At 51.6% G+C, this 19,261-nt stretch carries 24 protein-coding genes and 1 pseudogene; 15 read left to right on the top strand and 10 right to left on the bottom strand.

Annotated elements, in window-relative coordinates; translation table 11 throughout:
- Positions 1 to 41: 41 nt before the first annotated feature.
- Entirely contained in the window at positions 42 to 350 is a 309-nt protein-coding gene (locus H0S68_RS19265; protein ID WP_020828296.1) for a YqjD family protein, read from the bottom strand.
- 231 nt (positions 351 to 581) lie between these two features.
- Here H0S68_RS19265 and asr point away from each other — a divergent pair, with 231 nt between their 5' ends.
- Complete coding sequence (gene asr / locus H0S68_RS19260; RefSeq protein ID WP_048761059.1) at positions 582 to 1,058, top strand: acid resistance repetitive basic protein Asr; 477 nt, start codon at positions 582 to 584, stop codon at positions 1,056 to 1,058.
- 196 nt (positions 1,059 to 1,254) lie between these two features.
- On the opposite strand, the gene H0S68_RS19255 is transcribed toward asr, so the two are convergent.
- Both H0S68_RS19255 and H0S68_RS19250 read right to left on the bottom strand, forming a co-directional pair.
- Positions 1,255 to 1,635, bottom strand: a complete 381-nt coding sequence (locus tag H0S68_RS19255; RefSeq protein ID WP_262256027.1) for a DUF4440 domain-containing protein — start codon at positions 1,633 to 1,635, stop codon at positions 1,255 to 1,257.
- A complete protein-coding gene (locus tag H0S68_RS19250) occupies positions 1,632 to 3,014 on the bottom strand; it encodes an MFS transporter (RefSeq protein WP_262256028.1) in 1,383 nt (460 codons plus the stop codon). Before H0S68_RS19250 ends, H0S68_RS19255 begins: the two co-directional genes overlap by 4 nt.
- A gap of 106 nt (positions 3,015 to 3,120) precedes the next feature.
- Here H0S68_RS19250 and H0S68_RS19245 point away from each other — a divergent pair, with 106 nt between their 5' ends.
- Positions 3,121 to 4,017: a LysR family transcriptional regulator gene (locus H0S68_RS19245; RefSeq protein WP_046372802.1), complete on the top strand. Its 897-nt coding sequence runs from the start codon at positions 3,121 to 3,123 to the stop codon at positions 4,015 to 4,017.
- On the opposite strand, the gene H0S68_RS19240 is transcribed toward H0S68_RS19245, so the two are convergent.
- Positions 3,977 to 5,017, bottom strand: a complete 1,041-nt coding sequence (locus H0S68_RS19240; RefSeq protein WP_410528968.1) for an alpha/beta hydrolase family protein — start codon at positions 5,015 to 5,017, stop codon at positions 3,977 to 3,979. The genes H0S68_RS19245 and H0S68_RS19240 overlap by 41 nt on opposite strands.
- 138 nt (positions 5,018 to 5,155) lie before the next feature.
- Here H0S68_RS19240 and H0S68_RS19235 point away from each other — a divergent pair, with 138 nt between their 5' ends.
- Together H0S68_RS19235 and H0S68_RS19230 are read left to right on the top strand one after the other, a co-directional pair.
- Positions 5,156 to 6,160, top strand: a complete 1,005-nt coding sequence (locus H0S68_RS19235; RefSeq protein WP_410529473.1) for a helix-turn-helix domain-containing protein — start codon at positions 5,156 to 5,158, stop codon at positions 6,158 to 6,160.
- Between the two features lie 267 nt (positions 6,161 to 6,427).
- Positions 6,428 to 6,766: a DUF2002 family protein gene (locus tag H0S68_RS19230; RefSeq protein WP_020828289.1), complete on the top strand. Its 339-nt coding sequence runs from the start codon at positions 6,428 to 6,430 to the stop codon at positions 6,764 to 6,766.
- 27 nt (positions 6,767 to 6,793) lie between these two features.
- Here the strand turns inward: H0S68_RS19230 and H0S68_RS19225 are convergent, their stop codons facing one another.
- Together H0S68_RS19225 and H0S68_RS19220 are read right to left on the bottom strand one after the other, a co-directional pair.
- Entirely contained in the window at positions 6,794 to 7,240 is a 447-nt protein-coding gene (locus H0S68_RS19225) for a DUF1198 family protein (RefSeq protein WP_020828288.1), read from the bottom strand.
- 66 nt (positions 7,241 to 7,306) lie between these two features.
- Positions 7,307 to 7,645 carry an MbeD/MobD family mobilization/exclusion protein gene (locus tag H0S68_RS19220; RefSeq protein ID WP_020828287.1) on the bottom strand — a complete coding sequence of 113 codons (339 nt, stop codon included), beginning with the start codon at positions 7,643 to 7,645 and terminating at the stop codon, positions 7,307 to 7,309.
- A gap of 173 nt (positions 7,646 to 7,818) precedes the next feature.
- Between H0S68_RS19220 and smrA the strand changes: the two genes are divergently transcribed.
- Positions 7,819 to 8,391, top strand: coding sequence for a DNA endonuclease SmrA (gene smrA, locus H0S68_RS19215; protein ID WP_041415633.1), 573 nt, complete (start codon positions 7,819 to 7,821; stop codon positions 8,389 to 8,391).
- Positions 8,392 to 8,440: 49 nt separating this feature from the next.
- On the opposite strand, the gene H0S68_RS19210 is transcribed toward smrA, so the two are convergent.
- Complete coding sequence (locus H0S68_RS19210; RefSeq protein ID WP_020828285.1) at positions 8,441 to 8,854, bottom strand: DoxX family protein; 414 nt, start codon at positions 8,852 to 8,854, stop codon at positions 8,441 to 8,443.
- A gap of 118 nt (positions 8,855 to 8,972) precedes the next feature.
- Here H0S68_RS19210 and H0S68_RS19205 point away from each other — a divergent pair, with 118 nt between their 5' ends.
- Positions 8,973 to 9,251 carry a GNAT family N-acetyltransferase gene (locus H0S68_RS19205; RefSeq protein ID WP_020828284.1) on the top strand — a complete coding sequence of 93 codons (279 nt, stop codon included), beginning with the start codon at positions 8,973 to 8,975 and terminating at the stop codon, positions 9,249 to 9,251.
- A gap of 211 nt (positions 9,252 to 9,462) precedes the next feature.
- Positions 9,463 to 9,969 (top strand): DUF1543 domain-containing protein, encoded by a 507-nt coding sequence (locus H0S68_RS19200; RefSeq protein WP_410528967.1) that lies wholly within the window; start codon positions 9,463 to 9,465, stop codon positions 9,967 to 9,969.
- A gap of 104 nt (positions 9,970 to 10,073) precedes the next feature.
- On the opposite strand, the gene H0S68_RS19195 is transcribed toward H0S68_RS19200, so the two are convergent.
- Positions 10,074 to 10,808 carry a class I SAM-dependent methyltransferase gene (locus H0S68_RS19195; RefSeq protein ID WP_261136345.1) on the bottom strand — a complete coding sequence of 245 codons (735 nt, stop codon included), beginning with the start codon at positions 10,806 to 10,808 and terminating at the stop codon, positions 10,074 to 10,076.
- A 161-nt stretch (positions 10,809 to 10,969) separates the two neighbouring features.
- Here H0S68_RS19195 and H0S68_RS19190 point away from each other — a divergent pair, with 161 nt between their 5' ends.
- Entirely contained in the window at positions 10,970 to 11,422 is a 453-nt protein-coding gene (locus tag H0S68_RS19190) for a GNAT family N-acetyltransferase (protein ID WP_020828281.1), read from the top strand.
- A gap of 26 nt (positions 11,423 to 11,448) precedes the next feature.
- On the opposite strand, the gene H0S68_RS19185 is transcribed toward H0S68_RS19190, so the two are convergent.
- Positions 11,449 to 12,120 carry a winged helix-turn-helix transcriptional regulator gene (locus H0S68_RS19185; protein WP_046372807.1) on the bottom strand — a complete coding sequence of 224 codons (672 nt, stop codon included), beginning with the start codon at positions 12,118 to 12,120 and terminating at the stop codon, positions 11,449 to 11,451.
- A 264-nt stretch (positions 12,121 to 12,384) separates the two neighbouring features.
- Between H0S68_RS19185 and H0S68_RS19180 the strand changes: the two genes are divergently transcribed.
- On the top strand, positions 12,385 to 13,170 hold the full coding sequence (locus H0S68_RS19180; protein ID WP_052730602.1) for a MipA/OmpV family protein: 786 nt from the start codon (positions 12,385 to 12,387) through the stop codon (positions 13,168 to 13,170).
- Positions 13,171 to 13,360: 190 nt separating this feature from the next.
- Here the strand turns inward: H0S68_RS19180 and H0S68_RS19175 are convergent, their stop codons facing one another.
- Entirely contained in the window at positions 13,361 to 14,296 is a 936-nt protein-coding gene (locus H0S68_RS19175; protein WP_020828278.1) for a LysR family transcriptional regulator, read from the bottom strand.
- A 136-nt stretch (positions 14,297 to 14,432) separates the two neighbouring features.
- On the opposite strand from H0S68_RS19175, the gene H0S68_RS19170 reads away from it, so the two are divergent.
- From H0S68_RS19170 to H0S68_RS19145, 6 genes and pseudogenes are all read left to right on the top strand, one after another.
- The gene (locus tag H0S68_RS19170) at positions 14,433 to 15,086 is read left to right on the top strand and encodes a DUF3313 domain-containing protein (RefSeq protein WP_115058173.1); all 654 of its coding nucleotides are present in this window, start codon (positions 14,433 to 14,435) and stop codon (positions 15,084 to 15,086) included.
- A gap of 40 nt (positions 15,087 to 15,126) precedes the next feature.
- Positions 15,127 to 15,477 carry a DUF3302 domain-containing protein gene (locus H0S68_RS19165; RefSeq protein WP_046372809.1) on the top strand — a complete coding sequence of 117 codons (351 nt, stop codon included), beginning with the start codon at positions 15,127 to 15,129 and terminating at the stop codon, positions 15,475 to 15,477.
- 6 nt (positions 15,478 to 15,483) lie between these two features.
- Positions 15,484 to 16,620, top strand: coding sequence for an HlyD family secretion protein (locus H0S68_RS19160; RefSeq protein ID WP_122080054.1), 1,137 nt, complete (start codon positions 15,484 to 15,486; stop codon positions 16,618 to 16,620).
- A gap of 497 nt (positions 16,621 to 17,117) precedes the next feature.
- Positions 17,118 to 17,388, top strand: a pseudogene (locus tag H0S68_RS19155) (helix-turn-helix domain-containing protein); the annotation flags it as partial.
- 194 nt (positions 17,389 to 17,582) lie between these two features.
- Complete coding sequence (locus H0S68_RS19150) at positions 17,583 to 18,335, top strand: hypothetical protein (protein ID WP_410528966.1); 753 nt, start codon at positions 17,583 to 17,585, stop codon at positions 18,333 to 18,335.
- A 508-nt stretch (positions 18,336 to 18,843) separates the two neighbouring features.
- Positions 18,844 to 19,191, top strand: a complete 348-nt coding sequence (locus tag H0S68_RS19145; RefSeq protein ID WP_261123793.1) for a DUF6404 family protein — start codon at positions 18,844 to 18,846, stop codon at positions 19,189 to 19,191.
- Positions 19,192 to 19,261 lie beyond the last annotated feature (70 nt).

The following is a 19,261-nucleotide window of genomic DNA, read 5'->3' as shown; positions in this document are numbered from 1 at the left end:
GACGCACATCTGTTGTTTTATCTTTATGACTGCAAGGGGTGTTAACGCCGGGCCAGCAGAACGCCGAGGACGATGCCAACCGCGGCCCCGATCCCTACGCCCTGCCAAGGTTTGTCGCGCACGTAGCTGTCGGCTTGTTCGACGGCATCGCGGGCGTGCTGTGTCAGATTGCTGGAACCATTGAAGCGAGCACGGGCGTCGCGTAACACGCCTTTGGCTTTGCTGTGCAGCTCTTTCAGTTCCTCTTTGGTTTTGTCACCGGATGCACGTAGCACCTCATCCAATGTATCAGCCAAAAGAGTGACGTCCTGATCAATGTCGCGTTCTACTTTTTCTGATTTCTTAAACATTCGACTCTCCGTTTTTGACACATGTCTCTTAAGTGTAGACCATTTCTCAAAATGTGCCGGCGATCACGGTAAAATACCTGGTGGGATTACGTCACCGGCGATGCCTGTCTGTGTTGTACATTTGGTTACTCGGCGAAACCAATCACTCACGGAAGCGGCTCATCGATTCCTCTAGTATCTGCTTCAACGGCCCAACGGGGCTTACTGAAAAAACACTCTGAGGAATTAAAGATGAAAAAAGTATTAGCCCTGATCGTTGCTGCCACCATGGGTCTGTCTTCTGTTGCTTTCGCTGCTGATACTGCTGCAGCTCCGGCAACGGCTGCTCCGGCTGCAACCACCACTACCGCTGCGCCAGCTGCTGCTGAGAAGGCTCCTGCTAAAGCCACTCATCATAAGAAAGCGCACCACAAAGCGACCAAGAAAGCCCCAGCTCAGAAAGCCCAGGCGGCTAAAAAGCACCACAAAGCGACCAAGAAAGCCCCAGCTCAAAAAGCTCAGGCCGCTAAAAAGCACCAAAAAGTAAGCAAAAAAGCTCCAGCACAGAAAGCTCAGGCTGCTAAAACTCACCACAAAGTAAGCAAAAAAGCGCCAGCTCAAAAAGCCCAGGCTGCTAAAAAACACCACAAAAAAGCGCCAGTGCAGAAAGCTCAGGCCGCTAAAAAACACCACAAAGCCACCAAAAAAGCAGCAACTCCAGCCGCTTAATTGAGTGAGGAATGCGGTGCCTGAGGGGGCCGCATCATCCCGACGTTATTGAGACACCCGGCTTGGCCGGGTGTCTTCTTTTGAGGGCTAGCTCATGATGATCAATCGCTATCTGTTCGAAGTGATTTTCAGCGCCGTCACCCTGTGTGGGCTGATCGTGGCCTGGGAACTGTTTCTGGCCGACGGTTTTCTCTGATTACTGCGCGATGGGCGTTTCATGCAGGTGCCGCCAGCCCAGCCCGGTTTCGGTTTGTTCAAACACCACGGTGGAGTTGCGCAGCGTCGCCGCCTGTCCAGGCAGCCTCTGTTTCTCACGATAGCTGACCACTGCCCCCGTCGGCCATTCGGCCACCAACGTCATCTCTTCTATGCTGATTGCCAACCCCGGTTTGGCGGCCCGATGCGCACGGAAAAACGTGCTCAGTGCGGCAAAATCGAGTCGGCTGCCGTTCAGCGCGATCATGCTGAAGGCGGGATCAAAACGTGCCAACAGCCCCTGTTCATCTCCGGCCCCTTTTTCCAGCCAGTTTTCAATGGCGACGTGTGCGTCGATCACTTCGGTAAAATATTGGTTCATTGGTGTTCCTGTTGAGTATTGAGACGGCGCACTATGGCGCGGTTTGCGATGCGCAGGCACAGCAGCATGGGGATCAGCGTGCTGGCGGCGGCCAGGTAAAAACAACTTTTGTAGGCGACGGCGGGGGTAAAATGTTCCAGCAGCAGGTTGAGTAACAAGCTGAGCAGGGCGACACCCAGGCAGAAGCTGAGCTGTCGGTTGATATTCCACAGCGCACTGGCGTCGGCCAATTGCTCATCGGCGATATGCAAAAATGCGCTGCTCTGCGCGGTGCTGCTGCACAGGCTGCCGCCAAAGCCCATCAGGGCGAAGGCCGCAACCTGCAATCCGTAATCCCCAGCGTGCGCAATCTGCGACAGCGCCAAAATGCCCAACCCTTGCAGCAGACAGCCGAAGATAAACAGCGGTTTCGGGCCAAAATGGTTAAATTTTCTGCCGGTCAACGTGATGGCCAGGAACGAGGACAGCGACCAGGGCAGCATCAGGCTGCCGACCTGCGCGGCACGCATGCCCAACTGATTTTGCAAATACAGCATGGCGATCAGGCTGACGCCGATAAACAGGCCGGGGATGCACTGATAAATCATCATCGACGTGCGCAACAGCGGATCCTGAACCAGGCGCAGGTTCAGCAAAGGGTGGGTAATGCGCAGGCTACGGCGCAGGAAATAGGTCAAGGCGATCGCCCCTGCGGCCAGCAGTAACGCGCCTTGCGCAAGGCCCCCGCGTTCCCCCAGCCGGGTGAGGCCCAGTAAGATCAGCGTCAGGGCCGTACAGGCGCTAAGCAACCCCTTGATCTCGAGCGGTCGCCGTTGCGGATCGGGTGCCTGAGGGCGTAGCCAGAGTGCGGCCAACAGCAGCGCCAGCGCGGCGAGCGGCAGGTTGGCAAAGAACACCCAGCGCCAGTCGAGCCGGTCGACAATAAGCCCCCCCAATGCCGGTGACAGTGCCGGGGCCAGCAGGCCTACCAGCATAATGGCGGCGGAAAGCCCCGCGCGCTCATGACTACGGTACAGTTGGTAGGTCAGCGTTTGGCCGATCGGGATCAGCAACCCGCCGCCCATACCCTGCAGCACTCTCCAGCCAACCAGTTCGCCGATGGAATCGGCATAGCCCGCCGCCGCCGTTGCCAGCATAAACAAGGTTAACGACAGCAAAAACACCCGCCGTCCGCCAATGCGCTGCGCTAACCAGGCGCTGAGCGGGATCACCAGCGTCAGGCCGAGAATGTAGCCGTTACTGACCCAGGCCAATTCACCAACCGAAGCCTGCAGCGCATGGCTGATTGAGGGGTAAGCGACGTTGGCGATAAACATGTTGATCAGATCGACAAAAAATCCGAGCAGGTAGACGATTGCGACTTTGATGCGATAGGGCATGGTGCCTCCGGTTGAAGGCTAGCAGTGTAACGGGCGGGAAAGTGCGGATAAATCGGCTACGAGCGATTACACTGTCAAAATTATTTTGACAATAAGGGGCGACAACATGCTTAACCTGCAGCGTTTGGCTATCTTCGTGGCCGTGGTGGACGCCGGCAGTTTCACCGCTGCTGCGGTGGCGTTGGGGCAAACCAAGGCGGTGGTCAGCTTCAATGTCAAACAGTTGGAGGGCGAACTGGGGGTGTCGCTGCTGGTGCGCAGCACCCGACGGCTGGCACTGACCGACGCCGGCGAACGTTTTTATCAACGTTGTCTGCGGTTGTTGCAGGATGCGGAAAACCTCTTGGATGACGTACGTCGGGATCACCATGGACTGAGCGGCGTATTGCGCATCACGACTACGCCGGAATACGGCGCTCAGGTGGTGGTACCGGCGTTGGCGGCGTTTTCCCAATTGCATCCGCGCCTGCGCATTCAGCACGTTTCCTCTTCCTATCATGCAGATTTGATTTCAGAGCGTTTCGACGTGGCCATCCGGCTGGGACAACTGGCGGATTCCAGCCTACGGGCGGCACTGCTCGACAGCTTTGCTATTGTGCCGGTCGCCTCGCCAGCCTACCTGGCCCGCCATCCCATTGCGTCTCTGGCCCAACTGGCACAGGCACAGTGGATTGCTCACAGTCGCCTCAGTTCGCCGCTGAGTTGGCAGGTCATTACCCCTGAGCGCCAGGCGGTGCTGTTTAAGGTGGAAGATGCCGCCACGTTGATGGGCGACAGTGCCGCAGCGCTGTTGGCGTTTGCTTTGCACGGTGCCGGGGTGGCGCTGTTGCCCGAATGGCTGGTGCGGCCTGCCCTCGCCGAGGGCAAGCTGTGTCCGCTACTCACGGACCATCAGTTTCCTGCGCAGAGTATTTATGCGCTATACCCCAACACCCGCCACGTACCGGAAAAGGTGAGGGCGTTTATCGATTTCCTGCGGGCGCGGGTAGCCACGGATGAATAAATGCCATGATGGCGGCCAGCGTTTGCCGGTGTACGGCTTCGCGTTGTTCGCTGGAAGAGGCGCAAAGCACCGCCCCATCATCTTCTTCACTCGCCAGGATTTGCCGGCCTTTGGGCTGACAAACCGGCAGGAAATCGAAATGATTGCCGCTGGAGAGCCTCAGTGCATGAATAGGTTGCTTTCCGTTATCCGCCGCCAGCGTGGCACCGCCAAGCCCGGGTTCCTGGCCGTTGGGCAAAAAGTGCTGTGGCTCGACGATCAGTAACGGTGCGCTGAGCCGACGCAGGCTGGTCGGCAGCAGGTAGGGCACCATGCCGGGATCTAGAGCCACCGCAAAGCGAATGCGCGGGTCGGTGTAGTCGGCGTCAAATGCCCTGGCGGAAAGCTTGGTCAGTGCGACATTGGCTTGTGTATAAAACTGACAGTTGGGCGACTGCGGTGCTTGTCGGCAGCCATCGATGAAATCGCTCAGCCGGACTTTACCGCCGATAGCTGCAATGGTGCTGTAACCGCCCTTGGAGTGGCCGATAACGCCAATCGCCTGAGGGTTGAGCATCGGCTTCCAGCGAGGGTCGGTGGTGACGGCGCTAATCAAGGCGGAAATATCGCTGGTCTGTAACCACAGCTCGGCAGATAAAGCCGGAACCGAGTTACCGGTAGTGCTGCCTGGGTGGTTGGCCGCCACCACGATCGCGCCTTGTTGGGTCAGCGCTGCCGCCAGCCAGGCCTGGCTGGCGTTATTGCCGCCGCTGCCGTGGCTGATCACGATCAGCGGAAAATGCCCACTTGCTGCCGGCGCGTCCGGCTGACTCTCAATGCCGGTAAAGACCGGGTTTGCACCGATGAGCTGCGGTTTAGCCGTTTTAGTGGTGGGGTAGTAAATTCGGCTGACTAACGAACGCGAGCCGGCCTGAAAGGTTTCATCGTGGGTGGCGACCTGATAGGGGGACGCGCTCGCAGCACCGCACCACAGCATCAATAACAACAAGGTTGTTTTCATTTTCACTCCTCAAGGTATCGAGATTGAGAGGGTGGCATTGGCGGTGCCATCCGGCGACCTCGATCGCGATCCGGGTCGTTAAATGATTGTTTTAACAGTACACTGTTGATTCCGTGTGCAAACGACAAGACCTTGATGATGCCGCTTATTCCTCTCACATTTCTGTTCGGTCTGCTGTGCCTGGGGCTGCTGTATCGCCTCGGTCGTCCAACGGCGCGGCGCTGGGTCTTTCAGCTATTGTTGTTGCTGTGCGCGTGGCAAAGCCTGCTGGTGGGTATCCGTTATGGCTACGGCATAACGCAATTCAATCGGCTGCAACCGTTCGGCGCGATGGCGATCCCTTCACTGGCTTATGTCGCGTTTTTGGTGAGTACCCAGGGCCGTTTGCGGCGGCGCGAACTGTGGCATCTGATGCCGCTGTGCCTGACGCTGTTGGCCAGCCTGACGGCGCCCTTTTTGCTGGATGCCATGATTGTCGGGGGTTATCTGGGGTATGGAGCCGCATTGCTATATGCGTTGCGGCGCGGTGAAAACGCTTTGCCGCAGGTGGCGCTGGCGGAAAGTTGGCTGAGCTATCGACTGTGGCGCGGTTTGGGGGGCTTGCTGATCATGGTGGCGGTAGCCGAAGGGGTGATTGCGCTCGACTTTTCCCTGTTTGACGGGCGGCACGCCGGTTGGCTGGCAACGATCGATAATCTGTTGGTGGCGTTGAGCCTATGCTTGGTGCTGTCGCGCAGCCGACCTGCGGAAAGCCCGGTTGAGGTCATATCGGAAACGGCGGATAGCGGGGGGGAAGATGAGGATCAACTGGCCGAGTGGTTTGAGCGGGTGCAACAACGGCTGCGGCAAGATGACTTCTACCTGGAGCCTGAGCTGAATCTGGCCCGGCTGGCGCGCAAGGTGGGCTTGCCGGCGCGACGGGTTTCGCAGGCTATCAATCGGCATACGGGAATGAATGTGTCGCAATATGTGAATCAACTGCGTATTCGTCAGGCGGCGCAGTGGTTGCTCGCCGGTGATGAGCCGGTGACTGATATTATGCAAAAGGCCGGATTCACTACCAAATCGAATTTTAACCGCGAATTCTTGCGCATTCAGGGTGTGAGCCCAAGTGAATGGCGCAGGCAACAACAGCGGCTTTAAATAATACTTTGTTATCCCTTGCCGGGTTTGGATCGGGGCTATGCTAAATGCTGTTGATGAGCCGTACGGGCGTGCCGTCAATCTCTTGATTTTGCGGTACTGAGGGTGTTTCCGGGCGTGATGTTGACGCTGCGACTGTTGTTGCAAAAACGGCAAAATACCTAGTTAAGGAATATTCCTAAACCCACATCCATACCGAAAAATTTATTGTTTCATCTCATGATTACGGTAAGGTCGCTCAGCGGTCCAGAACGAGAGGAGAAATCGATGTATTTACGGCCGGATGAAGTGGCTAGAGTGTTGGAGAATACGGGGTTTGAGCGTGATTATGTCACCGATCAAGCCTATGGTTACCGCAAGGGTGAGCACTACGTGTATGTGAATCGTGAAGCGCGGATGGGCAGAACCGCGTTGGTGATCCACCCGGCGCTGAAAGAGAAAAGCGTGCATTTCGCCACGCCGACCTCGCCGATACGCACCAGCGATCAGTACCTTGAGTTTCCCCTGGATTTAAGCAGCGATACCCCGAGTGCGCGTTATGGCATTCCCCACGGTTTCAGCTCGCGTGACGCGCTTTCGCGCTATATCTACAGCATGTTTCTGTAATGCCTCCCCCGCCTGCGGGGGACATCTTCACCAATTGGCAATGGCTTCCTGGTTAAAACGCTCGTTGTAGGCGCGGCGGAACTGTGCCAGCTCGAAAGCATCGATATCGAGATCGGCAAAATAAAACAGCGCGGCTTCGGTGTGCTCGGCATGTAACTCTGGCGACAGACCGGCACGCAGCAGGGTTTCCCGCCACAGGGCAATCTGGTGGTCGTCTGCCTGTTTGATAAAGGTCAGATAGATAAACAGCAAATAGGCCGCCTGGTGCATCTCTTCGGTGTAACCGTTGTTCAGCATGCGGATAAAGGTCTGGCTGTTGCGGCTCCCCATCTCCTGAATCATCGATTCAATCAGCATAGGTTTCACTTTCAACAGGTGGGCCAGAGAGTCAATGGCTTTGCGGGTATCGGAAGTCAGAATGCGGTAACCAATAATAAATACAACGATCAGGGCAGCGATGATGATCCAGGTCATTTATGATTTATTACACTCTCGGAACGCCAGTATTTGGCAGGAGGCGCTGCAGGACAGCGCCCGGTGTCAACGCTGTTCGCCGCTGAAATTGTCGGCTGCCCGCTGCTGATTGCGCAGGTGGTGGTTGAAGCTGGCGGCATCTTTGGCCAGTGCGTCCAGATGGGCGCCCAGCATTTTAATTTGCTTCACCAATGCGTGCTGCTCCGGCACTGAACTGGCGGTGCTCAGCTTGCGTACCAACTGTTCGTTCTGCATACGCAGTGCGACTTCGCGCTGTTTAGCCTCTTCCAGCAACTGCTGCAGGGCCTGATAGCTGTGCTGCCATTCACGGTGCTGCTTTTCGAAGCTGGCCTGCAACTCACTCATGGCATTTTGAAACTGGGTTTCCAGCTCGCGCATTTTCATGGGATCGATCCTTTGCGGCACTCAATAATGGTTTTGCAGTATAACGAAAACTGCACAGAACCTCACCCGTTGACGACGATTGCGGAAAATTCCCGGCTTGCAACCGGAGCTGTGGGTCTTACAATCAGGCTTATTCCGGCATGAAAGGCTTAGTGTCCAAGAGTGGCTTTGAGATGAGCAACCAAGACAAAGATTTTTTTGAACAGGCGATGGCGGATGTCATTCCGTTATCCCGCGGCCCCGAGACGTTGTACTTGAAGCCGCAGGAGACCATGGATAAGCGCGCGCGCCGTGAAGCGCAGGCGCTGCAGCAGGAAAACTTTCTCAGTACCGGCTTTCTCGAACTGATCCCCTGTGAGCAACCGTTGGAATATAAAGGCGAGGGCATTCAACAGGGCGTGCTCGACAAGCTGAGCCATGGCCGCTACCCGCCACAGGCCAGTCTGAACCTGTTGAAACAGCCGGTGGAGGCCTGTCGGCAAGCTCTGTTCCGCTTTATTGTGCAAGCGGAAAAGCAAAGTCTGCGTTCGCTGCTGATCGTTCACGGCCGTGGGCGAGATGATGAAAGCCACGCCAACGTGATCCGCAGCTATGTCGCCAAGTGGCTGGCCCAGTTTGAGCAGGTGCAGGCTTTTTGTCGGGCGCTGCCGCGTGATGGCGGTGAAGGTGCCTGTTACGTGACGTTGCGCAAATCTGCACAGGCGAAAGCCGATAACTTCGAACGTCACGCCAAACGTAGTCGATAAACGGGGCAACAGAAGGCCAGCCGGTAGCGGGGCCACCGGCTGGTGGGGGTTATTTATTGAAGAATTTATAATCCAGCGAATAACGTCCGGCGCCGGTGACCGCCAGCAACAACAGCCCGCCAATAATGCTGATGTTTTTGAAGAAGTTTATTTCATTGCCCATCATTTCCATGCCGGTCATTTTCCAGAATGGGTGGCCGATAAACGCGGTGCCGAGTACGTAAAGGGCAAAAATAACCGCGATAGGGCGGGTAAATAACCCAAGAATAAGCGCAATGCCGAAAAAGAACTCCACCACCACGGCGATAATCGCCGCTAAATAAGGCATGGGCGTACCATACCCTTCCATTGCCGTGACGGTTGCACCAAAGCCAACCAGCTTCATCCAGCCAAATATGATAAACAGGATCATCAACAATATTCGGGATAGCAGAATAACGCCGTCTTTTGAGCTTTCACCCATTTTGAACTCCTCAGCCACTGTCACAATTATGTTGTGTTACTGATTAAAGAGTAGACTAATATTGGCTTTGTTGTAGCGACAACCGAGAGTTACGCACTTTTTTATAGGAATAAATTCTATGGATCTTAAATTTTTGGAAGATGAAAAGCGTTTCTATATAAACGATCAGCAGGGGAAGATGATTGCCGAGATATCTTTTGTGCCCAGCGGCGATAAATTAACCATCATTGATCACACTTGGGTTGACGAAGTGCTAAAAGGCCAGGGGGTAGGTAAAAAGTTGGTGGCGCTGGTGGTCGCCAAAATGCGCGCGGAAAACCGCAAAATCATTCCGTTATGCCCGTTCGCCAAACACGAATTCGACACCACGCCAGAATATCAGGATATACGCGCCTGAAACCTAGCGGGGCGTAACCACGTCCCGCTGCTCAGCGCATGTCAAAGTTGTTACTACTGCGTTGGCCGGAACCTGCGGTCTTTGCGCGTAATCCATGCTGATAAGCTTTTCCCCCAATAGCGAACTCGCTCTTTGTGGCAGCGCTGGTTGCATAACAATCGATATATAATATATTACATAACGATTATTAAAACAGAGGGATAGCCATCTAATGCCGGGATTATTGATGTTCTATGTGGGCGGCACCGCACCGGGTGCCAATATCGAATTGCACGACGTACAATTCGTTGCAGCGGAGCGGCCAGAACAGGCTTATCCCTTGCTGCGCGAGAAATGGTTTGGCGATAAGAACAAGGTGCATGTTGATGGCTATACGCGTATTGAATGGGCGGATGGCTATGACGTGGCGCTGAGGGCTGAGCCGTTCGTCGGGCCGGAGAAGCTGTTCTTTGTTAACGTCGGCGGTTACCGCAGTGACGAGTTGGCTGAGCTGCACGAGTTTGGCCTGTTTGTCGCGCACAGTGCGGATGAAGCCAAAGAAAAAGCCAAGCAGACGTTACTGACCGGCAGCTTCAAGCAGCATAAGGATGATCTGGCTGAGGTGGACGATTGCCTGCTGTTGCAGTCACTGCAGGGTTACCATGTACATTTGCAGGCCAATGCGCAGGGTAAAGCGGCGCAACCGCTGTGGCAGGGCTATTTGCCGATCGGCGAGTAGAACGTGATAGCGGCACCGATGCCTGCAACCGCGCCCTAAGCCATTGGGGGGAGGCAGCCTCCCCAATATTGGATGTGTTCAGGATTTATTGCGGAAAAGAAGCATTAAGCAGGTTTATGAGCGGCGAGAATAAATATCATTGGGCGCTCTTTTTCTTCGTCCAGCGCCGGGTTATCTGCGATTTGTTGAGCCGAAGGGCCCCATTCGTTCAGATAGCTAATGACGAAGCCTTGCCGGATCAGCAAGTTTACGTAGCTGCCAAGCGTGCGGTGCTGCTTGATGACCCCATCTGCCAACCAATTTGAAATCCGCTGACCTTCCTGCTGATAGCCGTTAACCGGCCACGACTTCTGCCCGTTTTGATCGACCCACCATCCCTGATGCTGCGGTGCGGTATAAATGGGGTGCTCAGCGGTGAAGATAAACTGCCCGCCAGCCGCCAGCGCCTGATAAACCGTGGCGAACAACCGCGCCAGATCTTCGATGTAGTGCAGCGTCAGTGAGCTGTAAGCGATATCAAAAGACGCCTGCGGCAACTGAAGCTGCTCCAGATCCTGCTGGCGGTATTCAATGCCGGCATCCTGGGTCATCGACTGCGCTTTACCCAGCATTTTTTCTGAGACGTCCAACCCCAGTACGCTTACGGCACCTTGTTCACGAGCGCTGCGGCAGAACCACCCGTAGCCGCACCCGAGATCGACTACCCGCTTGCCGTGCAAATCCGGCAGTATGCTGCGGATAGTCGGCCATTCCGGTGCGCCGTCCAGCCCGTTCACCGAGCGGCTGAGCTGGGCATAGCCGTCGAAGAAGGCCTGATTGTCATAAATATTTTGCGTCATAATGACTCCTGTTTTGGTGAAATCGCTGCCGGTTAAGGGGCAGCGTCGCCATATTATCTGCCCACCCAGCTGATTTCCATGATAAAGGTCGTGCTAACCTCCACGGGTTACCGCATAATTTTACGCCAGAAAAAGAATGAAAAATCACCTCAGGAAAAGATATGAAGATTATTTCGGTGCGTCAGTCCCCCGAGTTTAAACAGCAAGCGATCGGTTATTTCCAACAGCAATGGGCTTCGCAAGAAACGCTGATGATGTATGAGGATGCCATCACTCGTTGCATCGGTGCGGCTAATCCATTGCCGCAGTGGTATTTGCTGGTGGATAACAGTCAGATCCTGGGGTGCGCAGGATTAATCACCAATGATTTCATTAGCCGCGGTGAACTCTATCCATGGCTGTGCGCGCTGTATGTGGAGGAGGCCCACCGTAACCGCGGTTACGGCAGGTTGTTGATTAACCATGTGGCGCAGGAGACTCGTCAGTTGGGTTTCCCACAGTTGCATTTGTGTACCGATCTGGAAGGCTACTACGAGAAACAGGGGTTTGCCTTTAATGGGTTGGGTTACCACCCCTGGGGTGAGGCTTCTCGAGTGTATACACGGGATCTGTAAGAGGATTAACGGGCTCTGATAGCCAGTTAATAACGCTTTGGCAGCCGGTTAACCGCCAGCAAAATACCTTTTTCGACGGTAATATAATCTCCCTTGCGCAGGTCAGATAATATTTTCATGATGCCACTGCGCGAGAGCTGGGTTCGTTGCTGAATATAGCGCGGAACCGTGGTGGATAAGCGAAAGGCTTCTTTTTCATTCATTAGCATCAGCAAGTGATTGCAGACAACTTCGTAGGCATCGTTGCCTGACAATAACCTGTCGCGGATGCTCAGAACTTGGATGACATAGGCTTGTATATGCACTAAGTTTTGCCAAAGGTTTTCCCGTGCCAGCGTTTCCAGCACATCACTTTCCTGGTACATCACCAGTTCAACCGGTGATTCGGCCAGGAAAAAGATCAACTCTTTAGGGAAGAAGGTTTCCGCGATACCGGCGAGCGAGGGTTCTCTAAAGTTGGCTATTTTCAAACCATCACTGTCGCGGCATGCGGACATTTCACCGGACTGGAGCAAGAACCAATGCCGAATGCCATTGTGAAATAAGCGAATTTTTTTGCCCGCTGGAAAAGAACATTTTTTACCATAGGGCATTAAGGCGTGCTTAATCGCCAAGATATGCTCTATCGGCTTATCATCTTTATTAAATAAAGTGGCTGAGTTTCTTTTCCCAAGAGTGAAGAGAACGTCTGTTTCCATAATGTCATGTTCCAGGGGCGTAAATTTATTACGGTGAAGCCAGGGTCGAATTTTTCCGCATACTATATTATGCCTTGTAGCTATGCAATTATGCAGCTCTGTCTGGTGGGTGGTGGCGGGCTGTGAATGGTAAAATAGGGTGAATATGATTAAAAATCAATTTGTTGCCTGGTGTGCATTTTTGGACACTTAAGCCGCTATCAGACAATTACCCTGGTGGAGTAGTATGCACGGCGTTTGATGCTCCCACTATGGATGATAATAATGAAACCGTGCTCAGATTTTCTAACTCCTCGTATTAGGGGGAGTAAGTTTAGTATTTCGCTTTCACTAATTTTCGCTTACCTTATTTATTCGCCTTTTTCAGTTGCAGCGAGCTGGTCCTTAGGGGCAGCTGCGATGGTGAATGATTATGGTTATGTTGATACCGATGCTAAAACCCAGGGATTGCCCACGTTAAACTATGAGAAAGGGAACTTTTATATTCACTCTTTGGCGGCGGGATATTATCTGCTGAATATGCCAAAGGATCAGATTTCGATCATCACCTATTATTCCCCCCTGGGTTTTGATCCGGATGATAGCAATAACAGCCAAATGAAAAAGCTGGATAAGCGCGATGGCACAGTAATGGCCGGGATGGCCTTCACCCATAAAGAGAAATGGGGGGTTATTCGCGCCTCGCTGGCTGGTGATACCCTTGATAACAGTAACGGTGTGGTAGGGGACGTGGCCTTTTTGTATCCAATCAAGGCGGGCAAGCTACGCCTTGTTCCCGGTATTGGCGCGGTCTACAACAACGGTAACCAGAACGATTACTACTATGGCATTGGCCATGCGGAGGCAAAAAGCAGCGGTTTCTCAACGTATTCGGCCGGAGAGAGCTGGAGCCCTTATGTGGAGCTGAGCGCCAACTACCAGTTTAACGAACATTGGTATGCCTTGGCGTCAGTGCGTGCCGTGCAGCTGAGCAGTGAAATCACCGATAGCCCAATGGTGGATAAAGATATCTCCAGCCAGGCTTTACTGGGCGGTGGATACCGATTTTAAGCTACATGTTCGTAAGCCTGTGCCGCCTTCAGGGCATGCGTGCCTGTCTGCTCTGGCGACGCGACCAGGTTGCGAGCGAAGTGACGATCGGGAAAGACCGGTAAACGAGTAACTGTCGACGGTTCGGAAAGACGAACAGCATCACCTCGCTTCGGCGGGGTTTTGCTTTTAGTGTTTGTGGCCGTTATCGCTAAATCAGGCGCTGCTCATGCAATTTCATATTATGCATGATGCTGTCCATCATCACCTGAACCCTGTGGGGTAACACCCCACGCTGGCGATAAATAAGAAAGGCTTGCATATCGATACAGCGCTCACGTTCAATACAAGGCATCAGTGACCCCGATTCCAGCGCAGAAGCGACGGAGTAATAAGGGGCATAGACGATGCCAAGCCCCTGTTTTGCCAGCTCGATGGCCGGCAGAATATTGTCGCATATGCTGCTGCCGGTGACTGCTACCTGCATCAATTGGCCCTGAGAACTATAACAGCTCCAGGTATTGTGGCTCCCTCCCAGCACCCGCAAGGTAATGCAGCGATGCGCTGTCAGCTCCTCTGGCTCGACAAGAGGGGCGTTTGCGATATAGTCCGGTGAGGCAAATAACCCGACGCGAAAACGGGTCAAGGGCCTGGCGATCAGGCTTTCATTTTGCGGCTGGAAGAAACTGATCAACAGATCGCAGTCACTGTCGAATACCGCACCGTACTTCTTCTCACGTTCATCCGGATTGCGGGTGACCAAATCGACGATCAGCTCCGGCGATTCGCGTAACAGCGGCGGCAGCAGATAACGGGTCAGGAATGAATGGATACCAATAGGTGCGCCCAGCGTCACCATGCCATTCAGACTGCGTTTATAGGTACCTGATATATCGAGCAGATCGTTATGCTCATCTAAAAGCTGAGTGGCTCGGCGTAAAAATTGTTCGCCAAACTCGGTTAGCGACAAGCTGCGCGGGGTGCGTAAGAAGATCTCCAGGCCAAGCCGGCGCTCCAGCGCCGTCAGGGTGCGCGACACATTTGACTGTGGCATGTCTAGCCGCTGAGCGGCCTTGCTGACGCTGGCCGTTTCGGCAATGCAGCGAACGATCCTGAGTTCGTCGATCTTGAAGTCTTTTGATTTCACTCTACGCGCCAGTCTGATTTTGTATATCAAAAATGATATACATTTTTGCCTGTATTGTCATATGACTTATCAGTCACTAGCGGGTACTATTTCGATTAATTATTTATTGCTTATTAAATTAATATTGGAAGTTATGATGAGAAAAAAACGTGCGGCCATTTTGCCCTTGGTATTCATTCTGGCCGCTTGTTCATCCAAGGTCACCGAAAAAGAAAAGTATTCTACGTTCCTGAATAATTACAATGATATTACCCAGGGGAAATCGGCCTCCGGTAAGGACGTTTTATATTGGAAACAAACTAACGTTGACTATTCTAAATATAAATATTTGGTTTATCAGCCGATGATCTATTTCCCGCGTCCGAAACCCACTGAGATGGTAAGCCAGCGCGCACTTGATAATATCCTGAACTACACCAACCAGCAGTTTAAGCAGTCTATGGCATCCCATTTTATCTTGGAGGATGTGCCACGTGAAAATACGCTTATTTTCCGAGGGGCTATAACGGCTATCGATACCCATAAAAAAGGGCTTCAGGTGTATGAGGTATTGCCAATCACGCTACTGGTGGCGGCAACACAGAGCGTAACCGGTCACCGCACCATGGAGAGCTCTGTGTATATGGAAGGCGAGTTTATCGATGCTTCGACTAATCAGCCGGTTATCAAAGTGGTGCGCAAAGCGTCCGGAAATAATTTGAATAATGAAAAGGCAAAACTCACCGTGGACGATGTTAAAAATGCCATTGATATCATTGCCAAAGATATCAAAGAGTATAAGACAACATAAGCCTCGATGCGTTATTTAGCGTTACCAGCCAGGGTGTAGCATGTTTCTAGATTATTTTGCTTTAGGCGTATTGATCGCCGTGTTTTTGATTTTATTTTACGGCGTGATAATTATTCACGATATTCCTTATTTGCTGGCCAAAAAACGGCAACATCCCCATCAGGATGCCATTCACGTTGCAGGCTGGGTCAGCCTGTTTACCCTGCATGCTATTTGGCCACTGCTGTGGATTTGGGCGACGTTATATCGGCCAGAGCGGGGATGGGGCATGAGCGAGAAAGCCGAACACCCTGAAGTGCTGCAAGCGCGAATTCATCAGTTACAAAGCGAGTTACAGCGAATGCAGATGCCCGTTGCAGATGAAAGCTCGTCGTCCAATAAAGGGTGTTGAAAGGGTATGGATCTCTTAATTATTCTCAGCTACGTAGCGCTGAGCTACGGCGTTTTCAAACTGTTCCGTATCCCCATCAATAAATGGACCGTGCCGACCGCGGTATTGGGCGGCATTTTTATCGTAGGAGCTTTGATTCTGGGGATGAATTACAACCATCCTTATACCTACCGGGCGCAGAAAATCGCTGTTTCGGTGCCCATTGTTCCCCAGGTATCGGGAGTGATTGTCGAGGTTACGGATAAGACCAATGTGCTATTGCATAAGGGCGATGTGCTGTTTCGCCTGGATGATACCCGCTACCGTGCCCGGCTGAACAAGCTGCAGGCAGATCTTGCCAGCGCGCAGGCGGATGTAAGAACACGACAGGCTACGCTAAATGAGTCCTCGGCCAATGTACAGCGGGTTTATGCCGAGTATGAACGCACGCGCCAGGATTATCAGCGTTACGCCAAAGGCGCGGCAATGGCAGTTAACCCTTTCTCGGAACAAGACATCAGTCATGCCCGGCAGCAGTATCAAGCGCAATCTGCAGCGCTGCAGGCTGCCAAAGCTCAGCATCAGCAGGCGCAGGAGCGGCTTTCGGGCCACTACAATGGTGAGGACGCCCGCATTGCCAGCCTGAAATCACAGATTGCGGAAGCGACCTACAATTTGGAACAAACGACCATTCGAGCACCCAGCGAGGGTTATGTTACCCAGGTGCTGGCTCGGCCTGGCACCACCGCAGTGCGCTTGCCGTTCAAGCCGGTGATGATTTTTATTCCGCAGCAAAAACGGCAGGTGGTGGCGGTATTCCGTCAAAACTCGATCCTGCGTTTAACCCAGGGCGATAAAGCCGAGGTGGTATTTAACGGCTTGCCGGGGAAAATCTATGGCGGCTCGGTCACGCGGGTGCTGCCGGTAGTCCCCGACGGCAGCTATCAGGCCAGTGGTGTTATGCAAGGGCTAAACGTTGGCGCTCAGCAGGAGGGGGTTTACGTGATGATCGATTTAGACCCTGTTCCCGCGCTGGACAAATTGCCCGATGGGGTTACCGCACAGGCTGCGGTCTACACCGAGCACTTTGAGCATCTTTCCATCATGCGCAAAGTCCTGCTGCGCATGACCAGCTGGCTGCATTATCTCTATCTGGATCACTAACGACCAGTCTGCGCTACAGACACAAAAAAGCCCGCAACGTGAATTGCGGGCTTTTTCGTTATTGCCACCGGATCTATCTGGGGTCACCGGTGACCTATTTGGGCTGGGGGAATCTGAATAAATCGATTAGTTTGTTGTAATCATTGATAAAAATCTAGTTCAGATTTGTTGAGTATACCTAAACGTATACCAATGCAGGAAAGTGACACCGATTTAGAGGGTGATTTTAGAATCCGGCATCAGCAACTCCCCCCTTAAATGAGTCTGTTTTTGGGGCTGCCCCATGATAGATCAAATTCGTCATCTCGCTCAGAAAAAAAAGATTTATAGAAAAACTGATCACACTGTTCACTTTTGACTTTAGTTGTTTAAAAACAATAAATTAATCGGTGATTAGTTGGTGATGAGTTTACTCAGACTGGTCACTTACCGTGAACAGTCAGCCCAAAAATGCAAAACACCGGCCTGAGCCGATTATTGAGTTGCTTCTCACGATGATGTCGGTGATTTCTGCTGTGGCGGAATTTGAGCGGGATCTATTGCTTGAGCGCACGCACCCACGTATTGCGAGGGCAAGCTGGAAAGCGATTTGGTCGTCCTTCAGCACTGAATGAAGAACAACAACTTTCTATGATTACACGTATAAACACCGGGATCAGTATCAGCGCCATTTCACGGGAGTTTAATACCCCCGGTAAACAATACTCCGGGTTGACAGTTTTCTATGTGCCAGGAGCGGACGTTAGAGATGTCGCTTTCTTTCATTAACCCTTTTTCATTTCTGCAACAGCAAGGGTGCAAAGATGATGCAGTATTACAGCCGTAACCTTGCTGATCCTCTGAGTAGAAAATTGATGCTATATTTTTTAACCGAACTGTATGATAGTTCTTTTCATTTTCGCTTGTTGAGGGCAAAATAAGAGTACCTTTGGTCTATACAATTAATCCGCATGGCTTCTTATATGAACATCAACGAACTTGATAATGGTAAAATACTTTTAATATTCCTTTTGCTTGTGTTAATTATGGTTCTGGTTTTCATTCTGTATAATTCAACGAAATATATAAACTCATTATCCATTGCAGAAAAGAAATGTTATATCAGGAGGTTTTTTACTAATATCAGTGTGGCAGGGTCATTAATTGGGGTGGTTAACTCCATTGTTTCTAGTTTTTTATATATTGATAAAGAAAAAGATATAACAATAGAAAATGGCAGGCTTACTGGAAAAGCTGAACCGAAACTGAAAAATTTAAATAATTATCTTGAAGAGGAGTATTCCAGCGCAAAAACCACCCGCATGATATTTATCAATCTATTTTTTATATCTACTATTTCAGTGATATGCGGTTTCATATGGCTTGATGGTCTATCCTATGAAGTTAGGGTAACTATTGCGTGCTTGTATTTTGGCCTTAGTTTATTTGTCCTCTTTGTAATAAAATCCTGTTATTCAAGGACGGCTGTTATAATGGCCATCCTAGAAGATCAACAAAAAAAGGATGACATCAAAGATTTCTTTCTTAAATATAAGAAAGGGGCTGATTTAAATGAGCGTGACATAGACCTAATTAAAATAATATGTGTATCTCGCGCTGAGCGAGAAAAAACCGCTAAGCATCCTTATGAAATAATATTAAAAAACATCTCTGGTAGCAGTTTAAGCTTTGGTAACAGTAAGCTAAAAATAAGTAAAGAAGAAAAAAATGACTAGTTCCCCTTGTAATTAATAGATAAAGCGGGATAAAACAGACAGGGTTGTTTCTGCTGGCACTCCCAGTAATGATAGCAATGCTAAGACTCGTGCCACGTCAATGGGGCAATAATTCGTCCCTGCCACCCGCGCAGGGATCTTCCTTTTAGAATACATTTAATCGTCGTGCCAGATTTTGGGGCGGCCATGGCAGTGCCATTTTCTGATGGTTTTTTAGTCAGGTGTTACTGCTATTTAGCCCTGCGGAGGACTATACTTTCGCTATTTTAGTTGCGCTCTTGTTCAATTAAAACTTTTCCAATGAAACTAAGAAGAGCGTGGACAGCACTGCAGAGACTTAATATGAATGTCCACTTCTCGCTCAAAGCTACCTGTCAGAACCTGTTTCCCTAAAAAATTCTTAGAGTGGAATTTTTTCCGTTTTCCAAACGTCCCCCTCTATGGCTGATTCTGGATAAGGCATATTATTAGACAGTCTTTATAGATACCCAATGAAAGGATTCGGATTATGGCATTTGAAGATAAGAAGAAAAAGGCAATAGCCCTGATGGAAGATAAAAAGATGTGGCGGAGCAATTATGCACCACCGATCTTGCGCCTGTTTTGGAAGTTGGGAGGAAAAATGCCACCTCCACCGTTTGCCCCCTTCTGGCTGAATACTCTGTTTTTCGCCATCTGGTTTGGCCCGTTATGGGGCATTCTCATGTGGTTTAGTCGCTGGAAAAATGAAGGTGTCAGTGTACCAATCGCGGTAGTAAACGCTCTCTTTGCCGGTTTGCTGTTTGGTTTATGCATGGCGTTAATCCACTCTTGGCGCAAACGGGCCAATAAACTGCCCGACTGGAAAAGTCTCTAGCCGGGCGACAACCTGAACGCCAGAAAAAAAGATTTATAGAAAAACTGGCCACACTGTTCACTTTTGCTTT

The sequence above is a fragment of the Serratia sp. AXJ-M genome (genome assembly GCF_046531865.1).
Classification (GTDB): domain Bacteria; phylum Pseudomonadota; class Gammaproteobacteria; order Enterobacterales; family Enterobacteriaceae; genus Serratia; species Serratia liquefaciens.
The sequence above is the reverse complement of the archived record's forward strand: the minus strand, read 5'-3'. Positions and strand labels throughout refer to the sequence as shown.

Coding starts and splice junctions, on each gene's coding strand:
- H0S68_RS19220 (WP_020828287.1), bottom strand. CDS start 7,645: ATGAAAATGCGCGAGCTGGAAACCCAGTTTCAAAATGCCATGAGTGAG.
- H0S68_RS19205 (WP_020828284.1), top strand. CDS start 8,973: ATGGATCTTAAATTTTTGGAAGATGAAAAGCGTTTCTATATAAACGAT.
- H0S68_RS19210 (WP_020828285.1), bottom strand. CDS start 8,854: ATGGGTGAAAGCTCAAAAGACGGCGTTATTCTGCTATCCCGAATATTG.
- H0S68_RS19235 (WP_410529473.1), top strand. CDS start 5,156: ATGCCGCTTATTCCTCTCACATTTCTGTTCGGTCTGCTGTGCCTGGGG.
- H0S68_RS19225 (WP_020828288.1), bottom strand. CDS start 7,240: ATGACCTGGATCATCATCGCTGCCCTGATCGTTGTATTTATTATTGGT.
- smrA (WP_041415633.1), top strand. CDS start 7,819: ATGAGCAACCAAGACAAAGATTTTTTTGAACAGGCGATGGCGGATGTC.
- H0S68_RS19240 (WP_410528968.1), bottom strand. CDS start 5,017: ATGAAAACAACCTTGTTGTTATTGATGCTGTGGTGCGGTGCTGCGAGC.
- H0S68_RS19145 (WP_261123793.1), top strand. CDS start 18,844: ATGGCATTTGAAGATAAGAAGAAAAAGGCAATAGCCCTGATGGAAGAT.
- H0S68_RS19200 (WP_410528967.1), top strand. CDS start 9,463: ATGCCGGGATTATTGATGTTCTATGTGGGCGGCACCGCACCGGGTGCC.
- H0S68_RS19265 (WP_020828296.1), bottom strand. CDS start 350: ATGTTTAAGAAATCAGAAAAAGTAGAACGCGACATTGATCAGGACGTC.
- asr (WP_048761059.1), top strand. CDS start 582: ATGAAAAAAGTATTAGCCCTGATCGTTGCTGCCACCATGGGTCTGTCT.
- H0S68_RS19160 (WP_122080054.1), top strand. CDS start 15,484: ATGGATCTCTTAATTATTCTCAGCTACGTAGCGCTGAGCTACGGCGTT.
- H0S68_RS19230 (WP_020828289.1), top strand. CDS start 6,428: ATGTATTTACGGCCGGATGAAGTGGCTAGAGTGTTGGAGAATACGGGG.
- H0S68_RS19150 (WP_410528966.1), top strand. CDS start 17,583: ATGAACATCAACGAACTTGATAATGGTAAAATACTTTTAATATTCCTT.
- H0S68_RS19185 (WP_046372807.1), bottom strand. CDS start 12,120: ATGGAAACAGACGTTCTCTTCACTCTTGGGAAAAGAAACTCAGCCACT.
- H0S68_RS19180 (WP_052730602.1), top strand. CDS start 12,385: ATGAAACCGTGCTCAGATTTTCTAACTCCTCGTATTAGGGGGAGTAAG.
- H0S68_RS19245 (WP_046372802.1), top strand. CDS start 3,121: ATGCTTAACCTGCAGCGTTTGGCTATCTTCGTGGCCGTGGTGGACGCC.
- H0S68_RS19170 (WP_115058173.1), top strand. CDS start 14,433: ATGAGAAAAAAACGTGCGGCCATTTTGCCCTTGGTATTCATTCTGGCC.
- H0S68_RS19250 (WP_262256028.1), bottom strand. CDS start 3,014: ATGCCCTATCGCATCAAAGTCGCAATCGTCTACCTGCTCGGATTTTTT.
- H0S68_RS19190 (WP_020828281.1), top strand. CDS start 10,970: ATGAAGATTATTTCGGTGCGTCAGTCCCCCGAGTTTAAACAGCAAGCG.
- H0S68_RS19195 (WP_261136345.1), bottom strand. CDS start 10,808: ATGACGCAAAATATTTATGACAATCAGGCCTTCTTCGACGGCTATGCC.
- H0S68_RS19165 (WP_046372809.1), top strand. CDS start 15,127: ATGTTTCTAGATTATTTTGCTTTAGGCGTATTGATCGCCGTGTTTTTG.
- H0S68_RS19255 (WP_262256027.1), bottom strand. CDS start 1,635: ATGAACCAATATTTTACCGAAGTGATCGACGCACACGTCGCCATTGAA.